This is a genomic window from Streptomyces sp. NPDC104106, assembly GCF_055584345.1.
Genome location: NZ_JBVJMF010000026.1, coordinates 19,925 through 39,566, shown reverse-complemented (window position 1 = coordinate 39,566; position 19,642 = coordinate 19,925). Strand labels below are relative to the sequence as shown.

The 19,642-nt window shown below is 73.6% G+C and carries 6 protein-coding genes; 3 read left to right on the top strand and 3 right to left on the bottom strand.

Annotated features, from left to right (window positions below):
• Window positions 1-53: 53 nt before the first annotated feature.
• Window positions 54-1,289, bottom strand: coding sequence for a cytochrome P450 (locus ACZ60X_RS38775; RefSeq protein ID WP_469609278.1), 1,236 nt, complete (start codon window positions 1,287-1,289; stop codon window positions 54-56).
• Between the two features lie 228 nt (window positions 1,290-1,517).
• Between ACZ60X_RS38775 and ACZ60X_RS38770 the strand changes: the two genes are divergently transcribed.
• Window positions 1,518-2,705 (top strand): cytochrome P450, encoded by a 1,188-nt coding sequence (locus ACZ60X_RS38770; RefSeq protein WP_469609275.1) that lies wholly within the window; start codon window positions 1,518-1,520, stop codon window positions 2,703-2,705.
• Between the two features lie 89 nt (window positions 2,706-2,794).
• On the opposite strand, the gene ACZ60X_RS38765 is transcribed toward ACZ60X_RS38770, so the two are convergent.
• Complete coding sequence (locus tag ACZ60X_RS38765) at window positions 2,795-3,997, bottom strand: nucleotide disphospho-sugar-binding domain-containing protein (RefSeq protein ID WP_469609273.1); 1,203 nt, start codon at window positions 3,995-3,997, stop codon at window positions 2,795-2,797.
• Between the two features lie 188 nt (window positions 3,998-4,185).
• On the opposite strand from ACZ60X_RS38765, the gene ACZ60X_RS38760 reads away from it, so the two are divergent.
• The gene (locus ACZ60X_RS38760) at window positions 4,186-5,673 is read left to right on the top strand and encodes an MDR family MFS transporter (protein WP_469609271.1); all 1,488 of its coding nucleotides are present in this window, start codon (window positions 4,186-4,188) and stop codon (window positions 5,671-5,673) included.
• A 142-nt stretch (window positions 5,674-5,815) separates the two neighbouring features.
• On the top strand, window positions 5,816-6,679 hold the full coding sequence (locus ACZ60X_RS38755; RefSeq protein WP_469609269.1) for an oxidoreductase: 864 nt from the start codon (window positions 5,816-5,818) through the stop codon (window positions 6,677-6,679).
• Between the two features lie 1,006 nt (window positions 6,680-7,685).
• On the opposite strand, the gene ACZ60X_RS38750 is transcribed toward ACZ60X_RS38755, so the two are convergent.
• The gene (locus ACZ60X_RS38750) at window positions 7,686-19,508 is read right to left on the bottom strand and encodes an SDR family NAD(P)-dependent oxidoreductase (RefSeq protein ID WP_469609266.1); all 11,823 of its coding nucleotides are present in this window, start codon (window positions 19,506-19,508) and stop codon (window positions 7,686-7,688) included.
• Window positions 19,509-19,642 lie beyond the last annotated feature (134 nt).

The following is a 19,642-nucleotide window of genomic DNA, read 5'->3' as shown; positions in this document are numbered from 1 at the left end:
CCTTTCCTGAAGCACTGATTCCGCCGGTCCCCCGGCTCGCGCGGACGGCCCGTTCACCAGGCCACGGGCAGTTCGTGCAGGCCGTAGGTGTTGGAGTCGTGTTTGAAGGGCAGGTCCGCCACGGGCTTGGCCAGGCGCAGGTTCGGCAGCCGCCGGAACAGCGTCGTGAAGACGATCTCCAGTTCGGCCCGGGCGAGGTTCTGGCCGAGGCACTGGTGCACGCCGTAGCCGAACGCCATGTGGTGCCGTGAGCCCCGGTGCGGGTCCAGCGTGTCGGGGTTGTCGAAGACCGTCTCGTCGCGATTGGCCGAACCGAGTCCGAGCAGCACGCCGTCTCCCGCGCGGATCGTCGCCCCGCCGATCTCGATGTCCTCACGGGCCGTCCGGAGCAGCACGTCGGAGATGGTGAAGTACCGCAGCAGTTCCTCGACGACCGGGCCGATGCGGCTGGGGTCGGCGATCAGTTCGGCCACGACCTCGGGGTTCTCCAGCAGGCCGGTGGTGCCCAGCGAGATCATGTTCGCCGTCGTCTCGTTGCCCGCCACGAGCAGCAGATAGGCCATCTGCAGCAGGCCCATGCGCGTGAACACCTCTGTCTTGCGGTTGTTCACGATGAGCCGGCCCAGCAGGTCGTCGCCCGGGTCCTGCTCCTTCTCGGTGATCAGGCCGTTGATGTAGCCGGCGAGTTCGAGCATCGCGCTCTGACGTTCCTCGGGGGTGCTCGACCGGCTCAGCATGGCCGAGGCGCGGGTGTGGAAGAACTCGCGGTCGGGGTGACGCACGCCCAGCAGCTCGCCCAGTACCAGCGACGGCACGCTCACCGCCACCGTGCTCACCAGGTCCGCGCCGGGACCGGCGGCGACCAGGTCGTCGATGCAGCCGTCCACGATCTCCTGGATGCGGGGGCGCAGTTCCTGCACGCGCCGGACCGTGAACTCGGCGATGACCATGCGCCGCGGCGCGGAGTGCTCCGGCGGGTCGAGGCCGACCAGTGTGTTGCCGGCCTCGCGCGCCTGCTCCTCCGTGGGCCGGACGGGCGCGAGCAGCGGGAGGTTGGGATGGGTGTGGTCCGAGCTGATCCGGGGATCGGTGACCAGCGCGCGGACATGCGCGTAGCTGGTGACCAGCCACGCCTTCTGCCCACTGGGCAGGGCGACCTGGGTGACCGGCCGCTCGGCGCGCAGGCGCGCGTACGTCGGCGCCGGGTCGAGCGGGCAGCCGCGCGGCATCGGGAAATCGGGTATTTCAGGAAGGTCGCCGCTGTGCGGTGCCGTCGTGGCCTCGGTCATGGCAGCTCCTGATTCGGCGGCGGTGCGGAATCACCGACATCGCGCAAGTACCGGAATTCGTTCGACAAAGACGAGCGTCACCATAACGGTGAAATCTAAAATCTCGCTAATATGTGATAGGTGCTTATTTTATCGAGACAGGAGGTCGATTCATTGCTAAATTCTCCTTCGCTGCGGGCCGCGGGAACCGGATTCGTCAGAATGGTGCGGCCCCATAGGGGAGGTCTGATGAGCGCTGACGACATCGGCCGGATGCCATCGTTCACCGATGGTGGTGCCGAAATTCTGCGATGGATGCGGCACATGCGCGACGAGCAGCCGGTCTGGCGGGACGAGGGCGGCCGCTATGTCGTCTTCCGGTACGCGGACGTTCAGGAAATCTTCTCGGACCCGGGGCGCTTCTCCTCGAACATAGGCCGGCTGATGCCGGTCTTCGGCGAGGAGAAGCTGAGCGCGAACCTGCCGTGGCAGGATCCGCCGGACCACCGCAAGCTGCGGCAGCTGGTCACCCAGGCGTTCACGCCGAAGACGGTCGCCGCCCTACGGCCGCGCATCACGGAGATCGTCGGCGAGCTGCTGACCGCCGCCCCCGACGACACCTTCGACTTCGTCGAGTACCTGGCCTATCCGCTGCCGGTCATCGTCATCGCGGAGCTGCTCGGCATACCGCCGTCCGACCGGCAGTTCTTCCGGCGCTGCGCCGAACGCCTGCTCGGCATCCGGGCGGACGAGGCGGAGTCCGAGCAGGCGGCGGCCCAGTCCATCGCGGACGCCACCAAGGAGCTCGACGAGTATCTGCTGGCCGAGGTCCGCCGGCGGCGCGTGGACGACTCCGCCGATGACGTGCTCGGTGCCCTGGTGGCCGCCGAGCTCGACGGGGAGCGGCTGACGGATCTCCAGGTGGCCACGTTCGCGGGCCTGCTGCTCAACACCGGCCACATCACCACCACGCTGATGCTCGGCAACGCCCTGCTGTGTCTGCGGGACAATCCGCAGGCCGAAGTCCGGTTGCGTGCCGACCGTTCCCTGGTGCCCTCGGCACTGGAAGAAGTGGTGCGCCAGCGCCCGCCGTTCCCCCGGGCCTGCCGGATCGCCACCCAGGACGTGGAGATCGCCGGCAGCGTCATCCCGGCCGATGCGTTCGTCTTCCCGTCGATCCTCTCGGCCAACCACGACGAGCGGCACTTCCCGGACCCGGAGCGGTTCGAGATCGGCCGCGACCCGAACCGTCACCTGGGGTTCGGCCACGGCATCCACTTCTGCCTGGGTGCACCGCTGGCCAGACTGGAGACGGAGATCGCGCTCAACGGATTCCTGGACCACTTCAGCGAGTTGCGGATCACCGGTGAGCCGGATTTCCACGAGTCGGAGTTCTACGGGGTCCGGAAGATGTCGGTGTCCGTACGGCGGTCGTGAGCGGCGACGCGCGGCCGGCCCCGGCGGATGCGGCCGCGCGGCCGCATCCGCCGGAACCGGCCGCGCGGGGGCCGGGGGAGGGTCGTCCCTCAGACCAGATCCTCCAGGGTGCGCACCAGGTCGGCGGGCGATGGAGCGCTCGTGATCTCCTCGCGCACCTTGCGCGCCGCCGCCCGGATGCCCTCGTCGCTGAGCACCGAGTCGACCGCCGAGCCGATCGCTTGCTGCTCGGCGGTCGCGGCGCTCAGCACCAGGCCCGCGCCGCTCTCGCAGAACGCGGCCGCGTTGGCAGGCCGTTCCACCACGGGCAGCGCCAGCTGGGGAACGCCGAAGGCGGCGGCGGTGAGAACGGTGTTGGTGCCGCCCTCGCTGATCAGGGCGGAGCAACCGGGCACCACGGCGTGCAGCGGCAGGTCGTCGACGAAGCGGACCCGGTCGGGGAGCCGGCCGTGCCGGGCCCGGTCCACCCCACTGCCCGTCAGGACGACCTCGACGTCCCGGGAGCCGAGCACGTCGAGGATCCGGGACAGGGCGGGTGCCTCGTCGGTGTCGGGGCCTTCGGCACGTTCGCCTCGTTCGCCCCAGCTGACGCACACCCGTGGGCGGCCACCGGGCTCCAGGGCCCAGTCCGGTACGACGGCCGCCCCGTTGTACGGCACGAAGCGCAGGGGGATGCGGGCGGGCACGTCCGGCACCTGCACGCTGCCCGGCCAGGGATCGATGCTGCCCGACGCGTGGTCGTCCCGCACCGCCACACCGAACTCCGCGTACAGGTCGGCCAGTCCCACGGGCCAGTTGGGGGTGTACTCGTCGCCCGTCCGCGGCCCGTGCATCGGGTTGTGGGTGCGGTGCATCACGTCGGGACCGGTGAGATGGCGCAGCAGCGGAATGCCCAGGGTCCCCGAGACCAGCGGGGCGGCGAAGGCCATCGGATCCGCGACGACGAGGTGCGGCCGCCAGCGCTCGGCGAACCGTACGAGGTCGTCCGCGACCTGGGCGGCCATGTCGACCAGGGGCGTGAACCTGAGGTCGAGCAGCCGTAGTTGCTCGTCGGCGGAGGCCGCGGCGAGACCGGCCGGTGTGGCGGGCGGGGCGCCCGGGGCCTTGCGTGTCACGGCGTGTGTGCCGCCGCCGACCTCCACCGCGGACAGCCCGGCCCGGACGGTCGTCTCGGTGAGGGCCGGCGGTGCGGCGATCCGCACCTCGTGCCCGGCCGCCCGGCAGGCCCAGGCCAGGGGGGCGACGAAGAACAAGTGGGGTGCTCTGGGTAGGGGGGTGAACAGGATGCGCACAGCGGCCACCTCTCGTGATGCTGGTGGCTCATGCAAGCCCGCCGTGCTAAAGGAGGGCTGAACCCGCATGGTTGCAGGATCTGCAAAATCCTGCTTGTCCTGCAAGTCCTTGCGTGATCAGCAGAGTTGTGGGAACCTGTCGCCATGATCCGCAGGCCCGGGAGTGCAGATGTTCGCGAGGGAGTCTGATGGTGCAGCGAGGTTCGACTGACGCTCGCCCTGAGGGCAAGAGCCAGCCTCTTCCACCGGAGTTACTGAAGGTCGCAGGCGTCGTCCTGCTGGGTCTGCTCGTGATGCAGCTCGACGGCACCATGGTCAGCGTCGCGCTGGACAAACTTTCCCATGACCTCTCGGCTCCGGTGGCGACTTTGCAGTGGGTGGTGACGGCCTACCTGCTCGCCCTGATGGTCGGTATGCCGCTCGCGGGCTGGGCCGCGGACCGCTACGGGGCCCGGACGATGTGGATCGTCTCCCTGGTCACCTTTCTCGCCGGATCCGTGCTGTGCGGCCTGTCGGGCTCGCTCTGGATGCTCGTGGCCGCCCGCGTGGTGCAGGGACTCGGCGGCGGAATGATGGTCCCGGTCGGCCAGGCGATGCTGGTGCGGCTCGGGGGCCTTGAACACCGGGCACGGCTGGTCGCCCTGATGGCGATCCCCGGCATGATCGGGCCGACGCTCGGCCCGGTCCTCGGCGGGTTCCTGGTCGGCGTCGACTGGCGGTGGATGTTCTTCATGAACATCCCGATCGGCGTGGTCGCCTTCCTGGTGGCGGGCCGCAACCTGCCCAACTTCAAGGCGGAGAAAGCCGCCCAGCTGGACGTGCTCGGCGGACTGCTCCTCGTTCCGGGCCTGGTGGCCGTCGTCTACGGCTTCTCCCGGGCCGGCGCGCTCGGGTTCGGCAGTGCCGAGGTCATCACGCCGCTCGTGGCCGGCGGCGTCCTGCTGGTCGCCTTCGTCGCCCACTCCGCGCGGCCGAACGTCGAGGCACTGGTGTCCATGCGGATGTTCAAGTACCGCGGATTCGCCACCTCCAGCACGCTGCTGTTGCTCGTCGGGCTCACCATGGGCGCCGGCATCGTGCAGCCGCTGTTCCTGCAGCAGGTCCACGGGGAGAGCCCGACGAGCACCGGTGTGCTGCTGGTCGGCTTCGGAGTCGGCTCGGTCTTGACCTCCCTCGCGGTCGGCCGGTTCTTCAACCGGCTCGGCCCGCGACTGGTCGGCAGTGTGGGCCTCGCCTTCGCCATCGCCGGAAGCGTCACCTTCACGCAGTTCGACGCGCACACCAGCCGCGCCGTCATCGTTGCCGGCATGCTCGTCTCGGGCATGGGCATGGCGATGGTGGTGCTGACGATGTCGACCGCGCTCTACGTCGGGCTGCCGCCGCTCCAGATCAACCGGGCGACCGGCGCCTCCCGGATCTTCCAGCAGCTCGGCCTGTCGGCGGGCACCGCGGTGATCAGCCTCGTCCTGCAGATCCAGCTCACCCATCAGATCCACCGGGCACCCGGTGGCAAGCCGGGCCCGGCAGCCCTCGCCCACGCCTACGACAACACCTTCTGGTGGAGCGTCGGATTCCTGGCGCTTGCGGTCATTCCGACGCTGCTGCTGCCGAAGACGGTGCTGCCGGCGGCCGGGCCGGAGCCGAAGGCGCAGGTCGCGCAGTCGCAGAAGGCGTGAGCCTACCCGCACGGCGACCCGGCAGGTGGTCCGCACCTGCCGGGCATCCCCTTGCCCGGGGCGGCAGTTGTACGAAGCGGGGCGCCTCTCGTCCTGCACGTTCGCTCGACCATGTCACTCGACAACCCAAGGAATCAGACAGATGAACACCACCACGGCCGGCGCCGCCGGAGACTTCCCGCTGGGCGGCGACCTGCACGTCAACAGACTCGGCCTGGGAGCGATGCGCCTCGTCCTCGGCGGCTCGGTGCGCGACCCCGAGGCGGCCGCGGCCGTCCTGCGCCGCGCTGTCGAACTCGGTGTGAACCACATCGACACCGCCGGCTTCTACGGATTCGGCGACCTGCTGGCCCACGAGACCATCCGTCAGGCGCTCTCCCCGTATCCGGCCGACCTGGTGATCGCCACCAAGGTCGGCCCGTTGCTGGAAGGCGCGGTGGTGCCCACCGCGGAGGCCCGCCCCGAGCAGCTGCGCGGTCTGGTCGAGGACGATCTGCGCCGCCTCGGCCTGGAACGCCTCGATCTGGTCTACCTCCGGGTGGGCGGTATGGGAGAACCGGGGGGCGAGTCGATCGGTGAACGCTTCGCGGCCCTGGCCGAGCTGCGCAGCGAGGGGCTGATCCGGCATCTGGGCGTCAGCAACGTCGACGCCGCCCAGCTCGCCGAGGCCCGTGCCATCGCCCCGGTCGCCGCCGTGCAGAACCAGTTCCACGTGCACCGCCGCGCGGACTCCGAACTCCTCGCGCTCTGCGAGAAGGAGGGCATCGCGTACGTGCCGTTCTTCCCGCTCGGCGGGGGCGGCGAGAAGATCGACCCGGCCCGGTTGACGGACATCGCCGCTCGCCACGGCGCCACCACCACGCAGGTCGCGCTGGCCTGGCTGCTCGCGATCTCTCCCGCGGTGCTGGCCATCCCGGGCACCAGCGTGCTCGCCCATCTGGAGGAGAACACCGCGGCGGCCGGCCTGCGCCTGACCGCCGACGACCTGGCGGAACTGGCCGGATAGCACGCCCGCCTGACGGCTCGCCGGGGCCGGCGACACACCGCGAAGCCGCCCGGCCGACCGGATCGCCGACGCCACCTTCGGCAGGATGTGCTCCCTGCCCAAGGTGCGGCCCGGCGCCGTTATCGGCCGGGGCGGGCACGGATCACCACGGGGCGGCGGCCGCGGCCCGGGAAGCGGCGCGGCAGGGCCTGGAGGGCGATGGCCGGCTCCGCTCGGGCGCGGGCGACCGGCGTGCCCGTGCAAGTGCGGTTCTCCTCGTGCGCCCCGAGATGCTCCTGCACGGGAAGCGACTTGTCCGCCTGTCGCCTTCCGCAGGCCGTGCGCAGCGACTCTTCTCGGTCGGGAAAGGACCCGGCGCCCGGCCCCTGACCCTCCGTGAGCACCGTACCGCCGAGCGGTCCTCCAGTCCCGGCCACAGGCTTCGCCGGACTCACCGGCTCCGGCAGTTCCAGAGGGCGGCTGCCCGTGCTCGGGGCCGAGCCCGACGCCAGGGCGGACGAGCCGGCCCGCGCCACGGGATCGCGGCCGACGAGTCGGCCTCCGAGGCGTGGGACCAGGACGGCCGTGCCTTCGCCGTGGTCATCGCCGGGCAGGCCGGGCCCGGGGGGACCCGGTCGCCGACGCGGCCAAAGCGGCGCAGGGGCTGCCCCCCGACGGGTGCCGCGCGCTCTTCTGGTACCTCATCCAGCCACCGCCGGAGGCGGTGCAGGCCTGACCGACGTCCACGGCCGGGTCGTGGGCGTCGGTCAACACCTGAGCGTGGCCCACGCACGTCGTCCACCGGGCGGTCACCGCAAAGGCAGCCAACGGCATACGTCAGGCGGCCGCCTTCGGAGCCCCGGAGTTTCGGCGGTACGACATGGACAAGCCGATCACCCGGGACGAACCGCTCGACGGGATCCCCGCCCTGGGCGGCCACGACCGGCTTCCGCCGGCCGGCCCGGACGCCCGGCCGGCGAGTGACGCGTCCGTCCCGTAGCCACCCTCGCCCCGGGCCGGCCCGCGCTCACGCCTGGCGGAACTCGCGGTCGATGAGATCCATCAGCTCGTCGGCCGAGGCCGTACCGACCGTCGTCCCGTTCGCTGTCTCGTCGGCCGTGGCCGGGCGGAGGGCCAGCAGCCGCAGCCGGCGGCCGATCTCGTCGTCGGCGTCCTCGGGCAGCGCGGCCAGCGCTGCCTCCAGCCGGTCGAGATGGGCCAGCACCAGCTCGGCCGGCGACTGCTCCGGCGGTGCCAGGTGCTCGCGCAGATACTCGGCCAGCGCCCCCACCGTCGGGTAGTCGAAGACCAGGGTGGCCGGCAGGGCCAGCCCGCTCGCCCGGCCGAGCCGGTTGCGCAGCTCGATCGCGGTCAGCGAGTCGAACCCCAACTCCTTGAACGCGCGGTCCGCGGCGATGTCCACCGGCGAGGCGTGGCCCAGCACGGCGGCCATGTGGCCGCGCACCACCTCGACCACGACCGCCCGCTGCTCGTCGCGGTCCCGGCCGGCGAGGCGCTCGGCGAGCAGGGGACCCGCCTCGTCCGAGCGACGCGGGGGGATCCGGACCAGGCCGCGCAGGAGCGGTGGCAGGGCGTCCGCCACCGCCTGGGCGCGCAGGGCGCGCAGGTCCAGTTCGGCCAGGACAAGGGCTGCCGAGTCCGTGCCCACGGCGGCGTCGAAACGGGCCAGTGCGTCCTTGGTCGTGAGCGGGACGAGGCCCCGGCGGGCCGCGCCGCCGTCCCTGCTGCTCTGCGACCTGGCGGTCAGCGCACTGGTCTGCTCCCAGGGGCCCCAGGCCAGGGACACCGCGGCCAGCCCGCGGGCGCGCCGGTGCGCGGCGAGCCCGTCGAGGAAGCTGTTGGCGGCCGCGTAGTTGGCCTGTCCGGGGGCGCCGAGGACACCGGCCGCGGAGGAGAACAGCACGAACGCCGACAGCCCGAGCCGCTCGGTCAGCCTGTGGAGGTTCCAGGCGGCGTCTGCCTTCGGCCGCAGCACGCCCTCCAGCCGTTCGGGAGTCAGGGTGGGCACCGTGGCGTCGTCCAGCGTCCCGGCGGCGTGTACCACCGCGGTGAGCGGATGCTCGTCGGGGATGGCGGCCAGCACCCCGGCGAGCGCGTCGCGCTCGGCGGTGTCGCAGGCGGTGATGGTGACCGTCGCGCCGAGGGCGCGGAGTTCGGCGGCCAGCCCGCTCGCGCCGTCAGCCGCCGCACCCCGGCGGCTGACCAGCAGCAGACGCTCCACGCCGTGCGCGGTCACCAGGTGCCGGGCGACCAGGCCGCCCAGTGTGCCGGTGCCTCCGGTGACCAGCACCGTGCCGCCCGTCGCGAAAGGCGAGGGCGCGGCCGCGCCGGACCGGCGTGTCAGGCGGTGCAGATACACCGTGCCCTCGCGCACCGCGGCCTGCGGCTCGCCGGCCCCGACCGCGGCCGCCAGCGCGACCTCGTCGCTCTGCTCGTCGACGTCGACGAGCTGGAACCGGGAAGGGTTCTCCGACTGTGCGCTCCTGACCAGCCCCCAGACCGCGGCGGCCGCCAGGTCGGGCACGTCCTCCCCTTCCATGACGGCGACCGCGCCGCGCGACACGAGGACCAGGGCCGTCTGCCCGAACAGCTCGTCGACCGACCACCGCTGGACCAGCTCCAGGGCGTGGCGGGCCGCCCGGTGCGCCGCCTCGGCGGCCTCGGCCGCGCCGGCGTCGGCGGACGGGCAGGGCACGACCACGGCCTGCGGCACCGGTGCGCCGCCCGTGACGGCCGCGCGCAGCGCCTCCAGGTCGGGGTAGTGCGCCGACGTCACGCCGGTGACGCCGCTGTCGCCGACGAGGACCAGTCGCGGTGCCGCGGCGGTGGCGGGTCCGGCCGCGACCCATCGGGACGCCAGCAGCGGATCCCGGCCGCGGTCGGCCGAGAGGCGGCCCGCGCCCTCGGCGAGCGGCCGGAGCCGCAGTGCCTCGATGCGTCCGAGGGGCCGGCCCGCGCCGTCCGCCAGGTCCAGGCCGACGGACCGGTCGGGCCCGAACCGGAGCCGGACCCGCAGCGCCCGGCCGGCGCTGGCCCGTACCGAGAGCCCGGTCCAGGAGAACGGCAGCAGCACCGCCTCGGCGCCGGACGCGTCCCCCGGCGCGGGTGGCACCGCCAGCAGCGCGTGCAGGGCGGCGTCCAGCAGCGCGGGGTGGATGCCGAACCCCTCGATGCCGGTGTCCTCCGGCAGGACCGCCTCGGCGTACAGGTCCTCGCCGTGCCGCCAGGCCGCCCGCAGCCCCTGGAAGACCGGGCCGTAGGCCTGCCCCTTGGCGGTGAACCGGTCGTAGGCGGCGCCGGTGTCCAGGCGTTCGGCCCCGGGTGGCGGCCACTCGGTCAGCCCCGTGGCGGCCTGTGGCGCGGTGGTGGCGAGCGAGCCGGTGGCGTTCAGGGTCCACTCCGCGTCAGGGTCGCCCGAGTCGGGACGCGAGTGGACGGTGACCGGGCGCGCGCCGTTCTCCTCGGTCGCGACGACGACCTGCACCTGGACGGCGCCCTGCTCGGGCAGCACCAGCGGCGCGAGCAGGGTGAGTTCCTGTACGGCGGCGCAGCCGGCCTCGCGCGCCGCGTACAGCGCCAGCTCGACGAAGGCCGTGCCCGGCACGAGCGCCACGTCGTCCACCCGGTGGTCCGACAGCCAGGGGTGGGTGCGCAGCGAGAGCCGCCCGCTGAAGATCCGCAGGCCGTCCGCGGCCACCGACAGGCCCGCCGCGACCAGCGGATGTCCGGTGTCGGCCAGCCCGGCGGAGGTCACGTCGCCGGCCACCGTAGACGGCTTGAGCCAGTACGGGGCGCGCTGGAAGGCATAGGTCGGCAGGTCGGTCCGGGTCGCCGCCGGGGCGAGCACGGTCGTCCAGTCCACCTGCGCACCGTGCGCATGGGCGCGGGCGAGGGCGGTCAGCAGCTCCCGCGCGCCGCCCTCGTCGCGCCGCAGGGTCCCGGCGGTCTGCGCCGGTGCCCCGGCTCGTTCGATGGTCTGCTGCAGAGCGGTGGTCAGTACCGGGTGCGGTGCGGACTCGATGAGCAGCCGGTGGCCGTCGGCCAGCAACGCCTCGGTGGCCCGCGCCAGTTGGACCGGGTGACGCAGGTTCCGGTACCAGTAGTCGGCGTTCAGCTCGACGGTGTCGAGGAGCCCGCCGGTCAGCGTGGAGTAGAAGGGCACGGTCCCGGCGCGCGGGCTGATCGGCGCCAGTACGTCGAGGAGTTCGTCGCGAAGCGATTCGATGTGCGGGGTGTGCGAGGCGTAGTCGACCGGGATCAGCCGGGCGCGGACGCCGTCGGCCTCGCAGCCTGCCACGAACTCCCGTACGGCGTCGGCCCCACCGGCGACGACGCAGCTCTCCGGCCCGTTGAGCGCCGCCAGATGGACGTCGGCGGAGTCGGACAGCCGTGCGGTCACCAGGTCGGCCGACAGCGGCACCGAGGCCATCGCCCCGGTGCCGGCCAGCCCGGTCAGCACCTTGCTGCGCAGCGCGACCACCCGCGCCGCGTCGTCGAGGGACAGCGCTCCGGCCACGTACGCGGCGGCGATCTCGCCCTGGGAGTGGCCCACGACCGCGTCCGGGACGACGCCCGCGGCCTTCCACAGCTCGGCCAGCGAGGTCATCACCGCGAACAGCGCGGGCTGGACCACGTCGACCCGGTCCAGATCGGCGGCACCGGGCTCGCCGCGCAGGACGTCGAGCAGCGACCAGTCGGTGTGGCGGTCGATCGCCTCCGCGCAGGCGTGCAGGTGCGCGGCGAAGAGAGGGGAGTGCTCCAGCAGGTCCCGGGCCATGCCGGCCCACTGCGAGCCCTGGCCGGGGAAGACGAGGGCCGTCCGGCCCGCGCCCGCGCGGGCCGTGCCCTGGACCAGCGCCGGGTGCGGGTCGCCCGCCGCCAGCGCCAGCAGCCCGGCGCGCAGTTCCTCGCGGTCGCGGCCGACGACCACGGCACGGTGGTCGAACGCCGACCGGCCGGTGGCCAGCGCCCAGGCGACATCGGCAGGCTCGGAGGCGCCCGGGCTTCCGGTGAACGCCGCGAGCCGGGCGGCCTGTTCGCGCAGTGCGGCCTCGGAGCGGCCGGAGACCGGCCAGGGCAGCACCGGACCGCCGGCGGTGTCCTGGGCCTGCCCCGCTGCCAGGACGCGCGCGGTGGCGCCGGCGGGCGCGGGCACCGGGGACCGGTCGGACTCGGCCGGCTGTTCCAGGATGAGGTGGGCGTTGGTGCCGCTGATGCCGAACGCGGAGACACCCGCCCGCCTGGCCCGCCCGGTCCGCGGCCACGGCACGGTCTCGGTGAGCACCGCGACGCGGCCGGCCTCCCAGTCGACGTGCGGTGTCGGCTCGTCGACGTGCAGGACCGCCGGCAGCCGCCCGTGCTCGATGGCCTGGACCATCTTGATGACGCTCGCCACGCCGGCGGCCTGCTGGGTGTGCCCGATGTTGGACTTGACCGAACCGATCCACAGCGGCTGTTCGCGGTCCTGCCCGTAGGTGGCGAGCAGCGCCTGCGCCTCGATCGGGTCGCCGAGTTCGGTACCTGTGCCGTGGGCCTCCACGGCGTCGACGTCGGCGGGCGCGAGTCCCGCGTTGGCCAGCGCCTGGTGGATGACGCGCTGCTGGGAGGGGCCGTTGGGGGCGGTCAGACCGTTGCTGGTGCCGTCGGAGTTGACGGCGGATCCGCGGATGACGGCGAGGACCCGGTGCCCGTGGCGCCGGGCGTCGGACAGGCGTTCCACCAGCAGCAGGCCGACGCCCTCGGAGAAGACGGTGCCGTCGGCGCCGGCGCCGAACGGCTTGCAGCGCCCGTCGGGGGCCAGGCCGCGCTGTCGGCTGAAGCTGACGAAGACGCTCGGTGCGGGCATCACGGTGGCGCCGCCGGCCAGTGCCAGGTCGCACTCGCCGTTGCGCAGCGCCTGGGCGGCCAGGTGCAGCGCGACCAGCGACGAGGAACAGGCGGTGTCCACGGTGATGGCCGGCCCCTCCAGGCCGAGCGCGTAGGCGATACGGCCGGAGGCGACACTGCTCGCCGCGCCGGTCAGCAGATAGCCCTCGACGGCCTGCGCCTCGCGCGACGCGCCGGCGGGGTACCCGTAGCCGGTCATGCCGACGAAGACTCCGGTGCGGCTGCGCCGCAGCGTCTCCGGCGGGATCCCGGCCCGCTCCAGGGTCTCCCAGGCGGTCTCCAGCAGCACGCGCTGCTGCGGGTCGGTGCCCAGGGCCTCGCGCGGGCTCATGCCGAAGAACTCGGCGTCGAAGTGCCCCGCCTCGTCGAGGAAGCCGCCCCTGTCGACGTACGAGGTGCCGGGGTGGTCGGGGTCGGGATCGAAGAGGCCGTCCAGGTCCCAGCCGCGGTCGTCGGGGAAGCCGGACACGGTCTCCCGGCCGGAGTCGACGACGTCCCACAGATCCTCGGGGGAGCGGACACCACCCGGGTAGCGGCAGGCCATCGCGACGATGACGATCGGGTCCTCGCCGCCGGCCACCGTCCTCGCGCGGACGGTCGTGGCCTCGCTGTGGCCGCTCAGCCGCTCGCACAGGTACTCGGCCAGCGCGGCCGCGCTGGGGTGGTCGAAGACGAGTGTGGCGGGCAGCCGCAGCCCGGCCTCGGCGCTCAGCCGGTTGCGCAGTTCGACGGCGGTGAGCGAGTCGAACCCGATCTCCTGGAACGGGCGCCGGGGGTCGATCGTCTCCGGCGCGGGGTGGCCCAGCACGGCGCCGACGTGACCGCGTACGAGGTCCAGCAGGAAGCCGCGCTGCTCGGCCTCGGAGCGCCCCGCCAGCTCCAGCTGGAGCGAGCCCTGTGTGCCGCCCCGCCCACCGGCCTGGCGGCGTGCGGGACGCAGGAAGCCCCGCAGCACCGCGGGCGCCGACCGGGTCTCGGCCGCCGCCCGTACCGCGCGCAGGTTGATCCCGGCGGGGACCAGGTCGGGGCGGCCCCCGGCGAGGCCGGCGTCGAACAGGGCGAGCGCCTCGTCGTCGGACATGGTGGTGAGCAGGCTGTGCGCGACGGCGTGCTGTCTGTCCTCGAAGAGTTCGGCGGTGATGCCGCTGGCGCTCTGCCACAGTCCCCAGGCGAGCGAGACGGCGGGCAGGCCCAGCGCCTGCCGGTGCGCGGCCAGTGCGTCCAGGAAGGTGTTACCCGCCGCGTAGTTGGCCTGCCCCGGGTTGCCGAGGGTGCCCGCCAGCGACGAGAACAGGACGAACGCGCTCAGGTCGCGGTCCCGGGTCAACTCGTGCAGATGCCATGCCGCGTCGGCCTTCGGGCGCAGTACGGGGTCGAGCTGCCCCGGCTCCAGGGCGGTGACGGCGGCGTCGTCGGTGACACCCGCCGAGTGCACCACGGCGGTGAGCGGGTGCTGCGCCGGGATCGCCCGCAGCGTGCGGCTCAGCTCTTCCCGGTCGGCGGTGTCGCAGGCCCGGATGGTGGCCTTGGCACCCAACTCGGCCAGTTCCGCTTGGAGTTCAGCGGCGCCCGCGGCCTGCGGGCCGCGCCGGCTCACCAGCAGCAGATGGCGCACGCCGTGCTCGGTGACCAGGTGCCTCGCCACCGCGGCGCCCAGCGTGCCGGTGCCGCCGGTCACCAGGACGGTGCCGCCGGGCGCGAGCGGCCGCGGCACGCTCAGGACGAGCTTGCCGGTGTGCCGGGCCTGGCTCATCAGCCGGAACGCCTGCGGCGCCTGGCGGACGTCGAAGGCCTGTACCGGCAGCGGGCGCAGTACTCCCTCCTCGAACAGCCGGCCCAGCTCCGCCAGCATCCTCCCGACGTGTTCGGGGCCGGCCTCCACGGTCTCGAACGCCCGGTAGGCGACACCGGGATGGCGTGCCGCCACCTCCTCGGCGACGCGGACGTCGGTCTTGCCCATCTCCAGGAAGTGGCCGCCCCGGGGCAGCAGGCGCAGCGAGGCGTCGACGAAGTCGCCGGCGAGCGAGTCCAGGACCGCGTCGACGCCCTCCCCGCCGGTCGCGGCGCGGAAGTCCTCCTCGAACGCGAGCGTCCGGGAGTCCGCGATGTGCGCGTCGTCGAAGCCCATGGCGCGCAGCGTGTCCCACTTGGGGGTGCTGGCCGTGGCGTAGACCTCGGCGCCCCAGCGGCGGGCCAGCTGGACGGCGGCCATGCCGACACCACCGGTGGCGGCGTGCACCAGCAGGCGTTGGCCGGGGCGGAGCCCCGCCAGGTCGTGCAGGGCGTAGTAGGCGGTGAGGAACGCGACCGGTGCGGCGGCGGCCTGGACGAACGTCCACCCGGACGGCATCCGGGTCAGCGCCCGGCGGTCGGCCACCGCCACCGGGCCGATGGCTCCTTCGGGGAACAGTCCCATGACCGGGTCTCCGGGTGCGAGGCCGGTGACGCCGGGGCCGGTCTCCAGGACGACGCCGGCGGCCTCACTGCCGATGAGCGCGTCGCCCGGGTACAGGCCGAGCGCGATCAGCACGTCGCGGAAGTTGACCCCGGCCGCCCGCACGGCGACGCGGACCTCCCCGGCTTCCAGGGGCCGTTCGTGGGCGGCGCAGGGCTCCAGTGTGAGGTTGTCGACGGTGCCCGGCCCGGTGGTCGACAGCCGCCAGGAGGCGGCGCCCGCGGGGGATGTCAGCAGGGCCTCGCTGTCGGCGTGGATCAGCCGGGCCGCGAAGGCGTCGCCGTCGCGCAGGGCGAGCTGCGGCTCCCCCGTGGCGAGGGCCTCGGGCAGCCGCCGTACCGAGGCCTCCCGGCCGTCGAGGTCGACCACGGCGAACCGGTCCGGCTGCTCCAGCTGCGCGACCCGGACGAACCCCCAGGCGGGGGCGGCAGCCAGGCCCGTGACGTGTTCCCCGGCGCGTACGGCGACCGCGCCCGAGGTGAGGACGACCAGTCGGCTGTCCGCCAGCCGTTCGTCGGCGAGCCACTGCCGCACAAGGCGGTGGGTCCGGTGCGTCGTGGCGTGGGCGCCCTCGACCGGGTCGGTGTCGCCGGTGTCCGGGGTGAACGCGAGAACCGTCCGCGGCACGGGTGCGCCCGCGTCGATCGCCCGAAACAGCGCCGGCAGGTCCTCGACGACGGCCGGCCGGCCGCCCAGCCACTCGGCGGGGTGAGGGAGCGCGCCGAGCACCGCCCAGTCCGCGGGGTCGTCGCGCTCGGCGGACGCCGGCACCGGCTGCCAGGAGACGCGGTACAGCGAGTCCCGGCGTACGGCCGCCCGGGCGGCCCGGCCGTCGGCGAGCGGCCGGACGGTGAGCGCGTCGACCGAGGCCACCGGCGCCCCGCTCCGGTCGCTCAGGGACAGGCTGACGGTGTCGGGCCCGGTCAGCCGGAGCCGAACGCGCACCGAGGTGGCACCGACGGCGTGCACGCAGACCCCGCGCCAGGCGAACGGCAGCCGGGTCCGGCCGTCGTGCTCTGCGCCGCTCAGCGCGGTCACGTGCAGCGCGGCGTCGAACAGCGCCGGGTGCAGGGCGAAGCCCCGTACGTCGGTGTCCTCCGGCAGCTCGACCTCGGCGTACAGGTCCTCGCCCAGCCGCCAGGCGGCGCGCAGACCCCGGAAGAGCGGACCGTAGAGCAGGCCGAGGTCGCCGAGGCGCGGGTAGACCTCCGCCGTCTCCAGGGGGGTCGCGCCGGTGGGCGGCCACACCTCGACGGGTGCGTCGGCAGCCGCCGCCCGCGGGCCGAGCACCCCGGTCGCGTGGTGGGTCCACGGCAGGTCGTCGCTGTCCTCGTCGGTGCCTTCCGCCCGGGAGTGGATGCCGACGCCGCGCTCGCCGTCCGGCCCCGCCGCCCCGACCGTCACCTGGATCTGCAGCGCGTCCCGTTCGGGCAGCACCAGCGGTGTGTGCAGGGTCAGTTCGGCCAGCTCGGCGCAGCCGACCCGGAAGGCGGCGTGCAGGGCGAGTTCGGCGAAGGCGGTGGCCGGCACGATCACGGTGCCGTGCACGGCGTGGTCGGCGAGCCAGGGATGGGTGCGCAGCGACAGCCGCCCGGAGAACAGGTGGCCGGTGCCGTCGGCCAGCATGGTCTCGGCGGCCAGCAGCGGGTGGCCGGCCGAGCCGAGCCCCGCCGAGCGCACGTCCCCGGCCGGGGCTGCCGGGTCCGGCCAGTAGCGCTGTCCGGTGAAGGCGTAGGTCGGCAGGTCGACGTGTGCGGCTCCCTGCCCGGGGACGATCCGGGTCCAGTCGGGAGCGGCGCCGTTGACGTGCGCCTCGGACAGGGCCTCCAGCAGCTGGGCACGGTCGCCGTGCTCGCGCCGCAGCGTGCCGTGCGCGACGGCCGCGGCGCCGCTGTCCTCGATGGTCTCCTGCATCGAGGAGGTGAGCACCGGGTGCGGGCTCACCTCGACGAACAGTGTGTGGCCGTCGGCCAGCAGGGCACGGGTGGTCTCCTCGAACCGGACCGGCTGGCGCAGATTGCGGTACCAGTAGGCGGGGTCGAGGGCGTCGTCGTACGGCGCCGCCGTGACCGTGGAGTAGAAGGGGATCTCGGCCGGCTGCGGGACGATCTCTGCCAGTGCCGCCTCGATCCGCTCCCGGGCGGGTTCGACGAACGGCGTGTGCGAGGCGTAGTCCACCGGGATCAGCCGGGCGTTGACCCGGTCGGCCCGGCACGCGTCGACCAGTTCACGCAGTTCCTCGGGATCGCCCGCCACCACCGTGTACCCAGGTGCGTTGACCGCGGCGATGCTCAGGCTCTGCCGGCCGGGCCGGGCCAGCAGCCGTTCTGCCTCGGCCGCGGGCACCGGCAGGGAGGCCATGCCGCCGCTGCCGGCCAGGTCGAGCAGGGCGCGGCTGCGCAGAGCGACGATCCGGGCGGCGGCGTCGAGACTGAGCGCACCGGCGATGTGGGCGGCGGCGATCTCGCCCTGGGAGTGGCCCACCACCGCGTCCGGCCGTACGCCCGCCGCCTGCCACACGCGTGCCAGCGAGACCATGACGGCGAACAGCGCGGGCTGCACCACGTCGACCCGGTCCAGCGACGGCGCATCCGGCGCCTCGCGCAGCACATCGACCAACGACCAGTCCGCGTACGGGGCGAGGGCGTCGGCGCACGCGTGCAGGTGCTCGCGGAAGACCTGGGAGCCGTCGAGCAGGTCGACTGCCATCCGTTCCCACTGGGACCCCTGACCGGGGAAGACGAACACGGTGCGGGCGGAGGTGCCCCGGCCGCGCACCAGCCGCGCGTCGGGCCTGCCGTCGGCCAGCGCCCGCAGGCCCTCCAGCAGGTCCGCGCGGGTCTCGGCGACGACGGCCGCACGGTGCTCGTGGTGCTCGCGTTCGGCGGACAGCGCGTGGGCGACGTCGCCGGGCGGCAGCTCGGCACGGGCGGTCACGAAGTCCAGCAGACGCTGTGCCTGGCCGCGCAGGGCCTGCTCGCTGCGGGCCGACACCAGCCACGGCAGGGCGCCCGCGGTGAGCACGGCCGGTGCGGGCGCGGGGGTGTCCGCATCGGTGGCCGGTTCCGTGCGCCGCGGCGACTCCTCCAGGATGAGGTGCGCGTTGGTTCCGCCGACCCCGAACGACGACACGCCGGCGCGGCGCGGACGGCCGGTCTCCGGCCACGGCCGTGCCGAGGTCAGCAGCCGCACGTTGCCCGCGTCCCAGTCGACGTGCGGGGTCGGGGCGTCGACGTGCAGCGTCTTCGGGAGCAGACCGTGCTGGAGGGCCAGCACCATCTTGATGACACCGGCGACTCCGCCGGCGCCCTGCGGATGGCCGATGTTGGACTTGACCGAGCCGAGCCACAGCGGCTGGTCGTCGGGCCGGTCCTGGCCGTAGGTGGCCAGCAGCGCCTGCGCCTCGATCGGGTCGCCCAGCGTGGTGCCGGTGCCGTGCGCTTCGACCGCGTCGACGTCGCCCGTGGTCAGCCGCGCGTCGGCCAGCGCCAGCTCGATCACCCGCCGTTGCGAGGGTCCGTTGGGCGAGGTCAGACCGTTGCTCGCGCCGTCGGAGTTGACCGCCGAGCCGCGCAGCACTGCCAGTACCCGGTCACCGTCGCGGTACGCGTCGGACAGCCGGCGCAGCAGCAGCACACCGACGCCCTCGCCCCAGCCGAGGCCGTCCGCCGCCGCGGCGAACGGCTTGCAGCGCCCGTCCGGCGCGAGGCCGCGCTGCCGGCTGAACTCGGTGTACCAGGCCGACGTCGCCATGACGGTGACACCGCAGGCCAGCGCCCGGTCGCACTCGCCGCCCCGCAGCGCCCGGACCGCCAGGTGCACGGCTACCGCGGACGTCGAACAGGCGGTGTCCACCGTGATCGCGGGGCCCTCCAGACCGTACGCGTAGGCGATCCGGCCGGACATGATGCTGCTCTGGGTGCCGGTCAGGACATAACCCTCGACCTGTTCCAGGGCGGGCGCCAGGCTCTGGTTGTAGGTCTGGCCGATGCTGCCGACGAACACCCCGGTGCGGCTGCCGCGCAGCGAGGCGGGCGGGATGCCGGCCCGCTCGAAGGTCTCCCAGGTGACCTCCAGCAACTGGCGCTGCTGCGGGTCCATCGCCAGCGCCTCGCGCGGGCTGATCCCGAAGAAGTCGGCGTCGAACATCTCGGCGCCCTGAAGGAACGAGCCGTCCCTGGTGTAGCTTTTGCCCGGCGCGTCGGGGTCGGGGTCGTAGATGTCCTCGATGTCCCAGCCACGGTCGGTGGGGACACGGGTGACGGTGTCCCGCTCGGCCACCAGCAGTTCCCACAGGTCCTCGGGCGAGGTCACCCCGCCGGGGAAGCGGCAGCCCATGGCGACCACCGCGATGGGCTCGTGCGCCTGGTCCTCGACCTCGGCGAGGCGCCGGCGAAGCTGACGGATACCGGCGGTCGTCCGATTCAGATAGTCACGCAGCTTCGCCTCGTTCGCCGTCGGGCTCACCTCAGCCGAGTCGGAAGTCATCCGTTTCCCTGCCTCGCATTGGTCTGCACACAATTTGGCGACAGGCTGGCACCGGGCCCTAACAACGGACTTGGGCAGCTCTAAAGCCTGCGATCGCACGCCGCCGGATTCCTCCGGTTCATGCAACGGGCCTG